Below are 9,089 nucleotides of genomic sequence, written 5' to 3' on the forward strand. Positions count from 1 at the left end.
TGTTGATTTAGCGATCGCATTTGTTGATTTAGCGATCGCATTTGTTGATTCGGCGTTCGCATTTGTTGATTTAGCGATCGCATTTGTTGATTCGGCGATCGCATTTGTTGATTCGGCGATCGCATTTGTTGATTGCACCTGAGTCGGAGAGGGACTAATACGGTTCGGATAAGGTTTTTTGATAAAAGTTATAGATTACAAAGACGCGATAAATCGCCGTTTTTACAATAATCAGTCCTTTGTAGAAACGGCGATTTATCGCGTCTCTTTCCTTAACCGAACCGTATTGGGAGAGGGACAGGTTTTGCATAGTAAAACCTTTTAGACGCATATTTTTGATTGTGGCACTCTCCACTCGAAATAAATATTTTTGCTTTTGGGCATAAATAAATTTATTTGCTCTGAAACTCTTTTTGCACCTTGTATTCTAGGGAAGTCGGTACAATAAAACCAAACTGTGTAAATAAAAGTAAACAAGACTCAAACTCTTTTGCCCCCTGCCCCCTGCTCCCCTCTCTCTTCGGTGACGGATAAGATAAAGAGGTAACGTAGCTCTTCACACAAGTAGCAATGACTTCAACCCTGCGGAAACTTCCTCGTCTTAATACCCCAACCCTGCATCAGTTGCCCAATGGTTTGACAATCATAGCGGAGCAGATGCCAGTTCAAGCTGTAAACCTCAACGTATGGATTAAAGTTGGTTCAGCCGTAGAATCTGATGCCATTAACGGCATGGCTCACTTTTTAGAGCACATGATTTTTAAAGGAACAGAACGACTGGCTAGCGGTGAGTTTGAACGTCGAATTGAAGAACGGGGTGCTGTTACCAATGCCGCTACTAGCCAAGATTATACTCATTACTATATAACCACTGCCCCCAAAGATTTTGCCGAGCTTGCTCCACTACAGATAGATGTAGTATCAAATGCGAGTATTCCTGATGATGCTTTTGAACGGGAGCGATTAGTAGTTTTAGAAGAAATTAGGCGTTCAGAGGATAATCCTCAACGGCGGACATTTCGGCGGGCGATGGAGACAGCGTATACTGAATTACCTTATCGTCGTGCGGTATTGGGGCCAGAATCAGTGATTGCCGAACTGAAACCCCAGCAAATGCGGGATTTTCATACTAGTTGGTATCAACCCCAGTCAATTACTGCTGTAGCTGTGGGCAATTTGCCTGTGGAAGAATTAATTGCAATCGTTGCTGAAGGATTTACAAAAGCTAATAAAACTCCCCACTCCCCACTCAGTGCAGACGCGATTAATCGCGTCTCTACCCACTCCCGACTCCCGACTGAGCCACCATTTACAGAAATTGTCCGTCGAGAATTTGTAGATGAAAGTCTCCAGCAAGCAAGACTAGTGATGCTTTGGCGGGTTCCAGGAATGGTTCAGTTAGATCGCACCTATGGACTGGATGTTTTAGCAGGAATTTTGGGACATGGACGGACATCAAGACTTGTGAGGGATTTACGAGAAGAACGGGGATTGGTTTCTTCAATTTCTGTGAGTAACATGAGCAATCAGCTGCAAGGGACATTTTATATTTCGGCTAAATGTGCGGTGGAAAATTTAGCAGAAGTAGAGGATGCGATCGCTCAACATATTCGCACAGTCCAAACCGAATTAGTCACAGAATCAGAAATTGCCCGTGTGCGGCGGCGAGTAGCAAACAGATTTATTTTTAGCAATGAAACACCAAGCGATCGCACTGGGTTGTATGGTTACTATCATTCTTTGGTGGGAGATTTAGAACCCGCCTTTAACTACCCAGCTCATATTCAGAGCCAAAATGTAACTGACTTGATGCAAGCAGCCAAAGAGTATCTTTCTCCAGAAGCTTATGGTGTAGTTGTCGTCAAACCATGAACTACTGACCGCTTGCAGTGAGTGTGAGCTTCCCAATTCATCGACTAGCTACGGTTACGATCAGCTCAATCGGTATTCTTTAATCAATACCTTCGCCAAATCGAAAAATGCCTCAACCCAACCTACAAAAAAATGGGGAAGGTATTGTTTAATGGTAATAATTATATTTCACGAGATATTGATCGCATAATGTGGCAAATAGGTGGAAAATATTTAATAAAAAAGGAGAAAGAATTGGTACGTATTCATCTGATTTAACTACTAGACTTAAGGATTAACTTTAAATGAATTTCTCAATTAATCTTACAGTTCAGGATTTTGTAGATGGTGGTCAAAGATTTCAAGTTGGTGAGATCCATATAGGTAAATTCCATGAAACATTTATGGCATCTTTATCTTACTGGACTAAACTTGATTATTTAATACAGTGGAAAGTTGCACTAATAAGGATATGTAACGGAAATGATAAGTCTTGCCTTATTACATCAATGTTCGATCCTTCAATTGCTAACTTTATTTTTTGGTGGACATTATATTTGGATGGAAATATTGTACACATACAAAATCAAATACTCTTTTTAGACGAACTTGATAAGCCTTTCTTAGAACTAAATCCGTATGAATCTATTCGTACCAGAGAGACTGTGAGTGACGAGGGGGATAAAATTTCAGAATGGCATGTAGATGTGGATGATATTAAAGTGTATCTGGATCTGCAAACTGGTGATGCACTTCAGAATCGTAAAGTCAATTAGTTCTTTAAAGTAGAATCGCATCGATTCTATAGGTTGGGTGGAGCGAAGCAAAACCCAAGATTAATATTATTTGCCACCAACATATATTTTACGACACCATTAACTACGGCACGGCAATATGATACACGCGATCGCTCAACTCAGATGACAATGAAGAATGTCACGGGTACAATATTCTCTGACTTTAAATCCTTGATGCAGTAGGCAACCCCCCACTCCCCAATTATTTAATCATGTGGACTCAAATCGATGCTCATATTAGCCAGGTGACGGGCGAAAAATTTACGAGTCAGCAACGGCGATCGGTTGGTGGTGGATGCATCAACCAAGGTTATGCTATTTCCAATGGTGAGATAACCTACTTCGTCAAGATTAACCAAGCATCCCAAGCTGCGATGTTTGAGGCTGAGGCAATGGGTTTAAAGGAAATGCTAGCCACAGCTAGTATTCGCGTCCCAAATCCTCTAAGCTGGGGTGTAGTTGAGAATTCTAGCTACATCGTGCTGGAATGGTTAGAACTTGGTAACGGTAACAGTAATTCGTGGGAAGAGATGGGGCGCAAGTTGGCGGCGATGCATAAAGCTAGCAGTAGCCAAGGTTTCGGTTGGAAAATTAACAATACCATTGGTTCCACGCCCCAAATCAATACTTGGACAGCAGATTGGACAGAATTTTATATTAAACATCGCCTGGGTTATCAATTTCAGTTGGCAAGGCGAAAGGGAGGAAATTTCCCCTCTTCAGAAAAATTACTAGCAGTAATCCCTGAACTATTGGCGCATCAGGTGCAACCTTCTTTAGTACATGGCGATTTATGGGGCGGAAATGCCGGGTGTACTAACTCAGGAGAACCCGTGATTTTTGATCCAGCAACTTATTTTGGCGATCGCGAAGTTGATATTGCCATGACAGAATTATTTGGTGGGTTCCCCGCAGCGTTTTACAAAGGTTATAACGAAGTCTTTCCTTTAGACGCAGGCTATGAGCAAAGAAAAACGCTCTATAACCTGTATCACATTTTGAATCACTTCAATTTATTTGGGGGCGGTTATGCTTCCCAAGCGAACCGGATGATTGACCAAATTTTGCGCTAAGTACAGCATTTCATTAATTCGTAGCGAATTAAATTTGGCAATACCCTGCAATGACAATGCATCGGGATGCATTGTTAATGCGTCGGCTTGCATTGTTAATGCGTCGGGATGTATTGTTAATGCATCTCAATGCAATGCCAATGCGTTCCCTTACATTAAAAACGCTAGGCTTTTACGCAAAACTGTACTAAGTATAAGATTGAGAAACACGCGATTGGTCGAATCACTGCTGCAAATTATCACTTTCCTAACCTGGAAGAACGCCTTAATAGCATGGCAAAAAACAGAAGGGGTGGTTATTGCTTGGAGACTGATGCTACCTTAAAGCCACTATTTGAGTCACCATCACCGCCAAGGCCAACATACCCAAAATCGTCATTAATCCCGCAGGCATAAACTTGCGTGTTTTAGCCAGCCGAAATCCAAAGACAACTACTAAAACAGCAGTAACTATCAGTGCTAAAATCGAACCCCAAGTTTGCCCTTGGAGTTGAAAGTAAGCCGCAAGTAATAGTAATAAACCGCTAATGCTACCACTTAAGAGTGAAACCTTACTTCTAGCCTGAATGTAGCCAATAATGCCACCAACAATCGCTAATATGCCGTAGGCAAAAGCAGCAATTATACTTAAATTCATTGTTAAAACCTATGTAGACTTTGACTTTACTGCCAGTGTCAGCAGACAATTTACCATAGCTATTTAGCTATACCACACAGTTTACTGATGGATAATCAAGCGATGCCAATAACAAGTACTTCCTCATATACAAAGGTTCAATATCTCCAGCGCCAAGCAGCGTCACTTTTACTGTACCAGTCTGTTCTGCAAGGCGAAGTGGGGATGGCATTTCTGGAACTGTTGCAAGCTATACGTTACACTGATGCCGATGCACGCGGTTGTCTCCAAGCCTACGGTAGTTACTTCCACGCGTTGGCTGCTAAAAATCAAAATTGGGAAGACTATTTAATTACTCAACTTCTCTTCTCTGAGAATCCTTTTACAAGGCTGGCTCAAGTGCGAGAATTTGAGGATTTGCCCCCGGCTTTAGTAGCAGCAGTTCGGCATGATTTACAAATATTGCAAAGTCTCTATGAATGCAGCAGCGCTTCTTTAAGTGAGTGGATACAAGGCGTAGCTCACATGCCGATTTCGCCAGTAGTATGGTATAAAGAGCAAGAATTGGTAGGAGGAGAGACAAAGTTCGCTACATATCTACAAGAGTTAGATAATTGGGGTGATGCTGTAGAAAAGTTAGCGACTTATTATCGGCAATGTGGCTCTGGTTTATTTGCAGAATATCGCGCTTTACGTTGGCAAGCTGGGCAGTTTATCGGTATTCGGTATTCTGATCCAATTAAGCTGAGTGCGCTTGTAGGTTATGAATCTCAAAAAGATGCTTTGCTGAAAAATACAGAGTTTTTATTATCAGGAGAGATGGCACTGCATGTATTACTTTACGGTAGTCGAGGTTCTGGCAAATCTTCTTTGGTGAAATCTTTGTTAAATGAATATAGCGATGTCTCCGGCAAGGGCAAAGCCCAAGGCAGCCTCCGCTTATTGGAAGTGGCAAAATCTGATTTAAAAGACTTACCAAAAATTGTGGAACATTTACGAGGAGTGTCACAAAAATTTATCATCTTTGTCGATGATCTTTCCTTTGAAGAAGATGATGATGCCTTTAAAGCGCTCAAGGTAGTTTTAGAAGGTAATTTAACCGCGCGGCCGCAAAATGTAGTTGTGTATGCTACTTCCAATCGCCGCCACCTAATTCGGGAGTTTTTTGTGGATAGACCTTCCCCCAAGGATAACGACGAAATCCATGCTTGGGATACGATGCAGGAGAAGCTTTCGTTTAGCGATCGCTTTGGTTTAACCTTGACCTTTGAACCAGCCAATCAAAAAACTTATTTAAAAATTGTACAGCATCTAGCGGCACAAGCTGAAATTAATATTACCCAAGAAGATTTGGAATTTCAAGCATTACAATGGGCAACTCGCCATAATGGTCGTTCTGGACGCACAGCACGGCAGTTTGTTGATTTTTTAAAAGCAGACTCAACACTTTTTGGTACAAATAACAATACATCCAACACTTAGCATTAAGCATTTTCCTATGTGTATTTTAATTACTAATTACGAATTACTATGAGAGCTACTTTTTCTGATAATTTAACTACGCTAAAAACCAGCAATATGCAATCAGTAATGATCAGCAATCGATTTATACTAGGGATAGTTGCCTTTAGTGTGAGTTTTGGTCTTAGCCTCGTCCCAAACTGGGATTTTAATAAAGCCTTTCTCACAGGTTTAATTACTGCCGTTACTATCTATGCAGCAGCATTATTCGTAGATAAGCGACGCAGAAATTATGAAATGCTTATTTTAGGTTCTATCCACAAACGAATTAAAGAAATGGAGGGTTTAAAGGCTCGTGTCGTCAGAGAAATTAATCAAATCGAAGAACATCATAATTTACTATATGCAGAGTCACAACAACTGCAAAATCAAGTAACAGAAAGCCGTAACCAAAGGGATAGTTTACATAGAGAATTAAGAACATTTGCCGGACAAAAAAAGCAGTTGGAAACTGAAGTCAATACCCTAAAAATTGAAATTAATAACTTACAGAAAAATCAAACAGAATTGAATAATGCCTTTTCTGTTCTCACAGCAGAAAAGCGCCGTCTAGAGTCGAATTGTAATGTATCTCGTAGTGAAATCACTCATTTGCAAAGTCAAATTTCCGAACTCCACCAGGAGAAGCAAGAAATTGAAAGTAATTTAACTCTTTTAGGCAGACTAAAACCACAATTAGAAGAAAAATTATACGAACTGCGAATTGCAATTCAAGAGCTAGAAGTTGAGACAACCCAAAAAAATCAATTACTGGTAGCGACAAAAGCCGAAAGAGAAAATATCCAAGCTATCCTGAATTCTTCACAAACCCAACTCGCAGAACACAAAGCCGAATTACAGCAGTTGCAAGAGCAAGTTTCATTATTGCAAGAAGAACGAGATTCATTACAAAATCAAGTATGGGAATTACTCCAACAAATAGAAACATTCAATTCAGAAGATTTGTCTGATAATTACAAAGAAGACGATCATGAATTGTTTCCTTTTTCTGAGATAATGGAAACTACAGCAATCATAAATACTTCGGAAGCTGATATATCAGATAATTTACCTGAAGATTGGAATAATTTTTTAAAAAATATTCCAGTAGATGAATTACAAGTATTAAAAGCTATATTTGAACAAGATAATCCTAATGCTGCTATTAAAAAAATTGCCGAAGCAAACATTACTATGCCAAATTTATTAATCGATTCTATAAATGAACGAGCGAATGATACTATTGGTGAATTAATAATTGATTCAAATTCAGAAATTCCAGAAGTTTATCAGGAATATATGATGCATGTCAAAAAAATAATTGCAATGTATGAAGACCTCGTGGCTAGACATGCTTCGTCAAATTAAATTATTATTGCCGACGTTAGATTAGTAGTAAGGTGAGTATGTACCTTAGCTAACTTACTGCGTACTTCTGCGTTTAGAAGAAAGTGAAGTGTAATACATGGCAAAGCTCAAAATCTCGAAAAAAATCTCCACTGCTTTAATCAATTCCCTTGGGGCGGGAGTAGTACCAAGAGTGGGAGTTGAATATATAGCAGTAGGGCGAGAAAAAGAACTCAAAAGCCTATTACAAAACCTCGATGATATTGCAGAAGGTGTAGCAGCATTTCGCTTCATAATTGGTAACTACGGTTCTGGTAAAAGTTTTTTATTACAACTAATTCGCAACCGGGCTATGGAGCAAGGTTTTGTAGTAGCTGATGCTGATTTATCGCCTGAACGTCGATTAGCTGGAAGCAACAATGAAGGTGTAGCCACCTATCGAGAATTAATGAGTCACCTAGCTACAAAAACTCGTCCTGATGGTGGTGCTTTAGTCTCAATTTTAGAAGGATGGATTAATAAAATTCAACAAGAAGTGGTTAAAGAAACTGGAATGCGTCCGAATGACGATGGTTTTGATGACCAAGTTGAATCAAAAATTAGGGAAGTAGTTCAGTATATTGAAGGCTTAGTTCACGGTTTTGATTTTGGTAGCGTGATTATCGCTTATTGGCGTGGCTACCGATTGGATGATGATAATTTAAAAAATGCGGCAATGCGCTGGTTGCGGGGAGAATTTACTACTAAAGTTGAGGCGAAAGCAGCTTTAGGGGTGCGCGTTATTATTGATGATGATAGTTGGTATGATTATATAAAACTGGTTGCTAAATTTGTAGCTGAGATTGGTTATAAAGGATTGTTAATTATACTTGATGAAGCTGTACATTTATATCAAATATCTACTACAATTACGCGGGAAAAGAATTATAATCGACTCCTGGCAATGTTTAACGATACCATGCAGTGTAAAGCAGAACATCTTGGCATTGTTGTTGGTGGAACAACCAAGTTTTTAGAAGACCCCAAACGGGGACTTTTTGCAGACCAAGCTTGGCAAAGACGTACAAAAGAAAGTCGTTTTGTTGCACAAGCTAATGTTCAAGAACATTTAGGACCAGTGATTCGGCTAAATCCTTTGAGTGAAGCAGAAATCTTGACGCTTCTGCAACGTTTAGCTGAGATTCATGCACTCAATTTTGGGTATGAACAGACTTTGACAAATCGTGAATTAAAGGAGTTTGTGCAAGAAATTATTAATCGCTTGGGTGCAGAAGCATTACTGACACCAGGGGAAATTGTGCGAGATTTTATGAGTGTGCTGAATATTCTTTACCAAAATCCAGGAATTGTGTTTGCTGAATTAATTCATGGCTCTAAATTTAAACCTACTGCTATGGGTAAGGATGCAGATGTGGATGAGGATGGCGCAGCAGAATTTAGTTTGTGATTTAATGATCGTCATTTAATCGCTCTTGTGCAGAGAGATTAATATGAATTTTGATAATAGAGATGCCTAAAATCCAGATTTAGATATATGCGATCGCCACATCTCCACATTTAAAGGCGCGATCGCTAAACCTGTGTAATTCGCTTTTTCCATCATCTCAAGGTGCGATGTCTACGACGGGCTACGCCTACGCCTAAATCCACAATATCCCAAATAGCGAACTGACAGATCACCAAAAAGTGATGATCTAGCATTTTTCCCTAATCAGTTAAGATAATCTTCATCAATCTTCTTTGCTTTTACCCTTTTCCTTGGATTTATGACGCAGGATGAGTTGTTGGTACTGATAGATCGTGCTGTGGCTGAGGATTGGCGAAAGTTAAACTTGTCCCGACAGGGGTTGACTAAGTTACCTGTGGAAATTGGTAAATTAACCAATCTGACCCAGCTTGACCTCA

Annotated in this window: 7 protein-coding genes; 6 read left to right on the plus strand and 1 reads right to left on the minus strand. The window is 39.8% G+C overall.

All coding sequences use genetic code 11. The features are described 5' to 3' along the window. Window positions 1–570: 570 nt before the first annotated feature. The 3 genes from ACFE90_RS32180 to ACFE90_RS32190 all read left to right on the plus strand — a co-directional run bounded on the left by ACFE90_RS32180 (window position 571) and on the right by ACFE90_RS32190 (window position 3,721). Entirely contained in the window at window positions 571–1,872 is a 1,302-nt protein-coding gene (locus tag ACFE90_RS32180) for a M16 family metallopeptidase (RefSeq protein ID WP_375506380.1), read from the plus strand. Window positions 1,873–2,156: 284 nt separating this feature from the next. Then, window positions 2,157–2,627 carry a hypothetical protein gene (locus ACFE90_RS32185; protein ID WP_375506381.1) on the plus strand — a complete coding sequence of 157 codons (471 nt, stop codon included), beginning with the start codon at window positions 2,157–2,159 and terminating at the stop codon, window positions 2,625–2,627. A 233-nt stretch (window positions 2,628–2,860) separates the two neighbouring features. Continuing rightward, window positions 2,861–3,721, plus strand: coding sequence for a fructosamine kinase family protein (locus tag ACFE90_RS32190; RefSeq protein ID WP_375506382.1), 861 nt, complete (start codon window positions 2,861–2,863; stop codon window positions 3,719–3,721). Between the two features lie 316 nt (window positions 3,722–4,037). Here the strand turns inward: ACFE90_RS32190 and ACFE90_RS32195 are convergent, their stop codons facing one another. Then, window positions 4,038–4,358: a TMEM14 family protein gene (locus tag ACFE90_RS32195; protein ID WP_375506383.1), complete on the minus strand. Its 321-nt coding sequence runs from the start codon at window positions 4,356–4,358 to the stop codon at window positions 4,038–4,040. Between the two features lie 87 nt (window positions 4,359–4,445). On the opposite strand from ACFE90_RS32195, the gene ACFE90_RS32200 reads away from it, so the two are divergent. The 3 genes from ACFE90_RS32200 to ACFE90_RS32210 all read left to right on the plus strand — a co-directional run bounded on the left by ACFE90_RS32200 (window position 4,446) and on the right by ACFE90_RS32210 (window position 8,631). Beyond that, on the plus strand, window positions 4,446–5,819 hold the full coding sequence (locus ACFE90_RS32200; protein ID WP_375506384.1) for an ATP-binding protein: 1,374 nt from the start codon (window positions 4,446–4,448) through the stop codon (window positions 5,817–5,819). A gap of 48 nt (window positions 5,820–5,867) precedes the next feature. Next, window positions 5,868–7,205 carry a tellurite resistance TerB C-terminal domain-containing protein gene (locus ACFE90_RS32205; protein ID WP_375506385.1) on the plus strand — a complete coding sequence of 446 codons (1,338 nt, stop codon included), beginning with the start codon at window positions 5,868–5,870 and terminating at the stop codon, window positions 7,203–7,205. A 97-nt stretch (window positions 7,206–7,302) separates the two neighbouring features. Continuing rightward, on the plus strand, window positions 7,303–8,631 hold the full coding sequence (locus ACFE90_RS32210; RefSeq protein WP_375506386.1) for an ATP-binding protein: 1,329 nt from the start codon (window positions 7,303–7,305) through the stop codon (window positions 8,629–8,631). The last annotated feature ends 458 nt before the right edge of the window (window positions 8,632–9,089 follow it).

Origin of the sequence: uncultured Nostoc sp. (genome assembly GCF_964245445.1) — a bacterium.
GTDB lineage: Bacteria > Cyanobacteriota > Cyanobacteriia > Cyanobacteriales > Nostocaceae > Nostoc.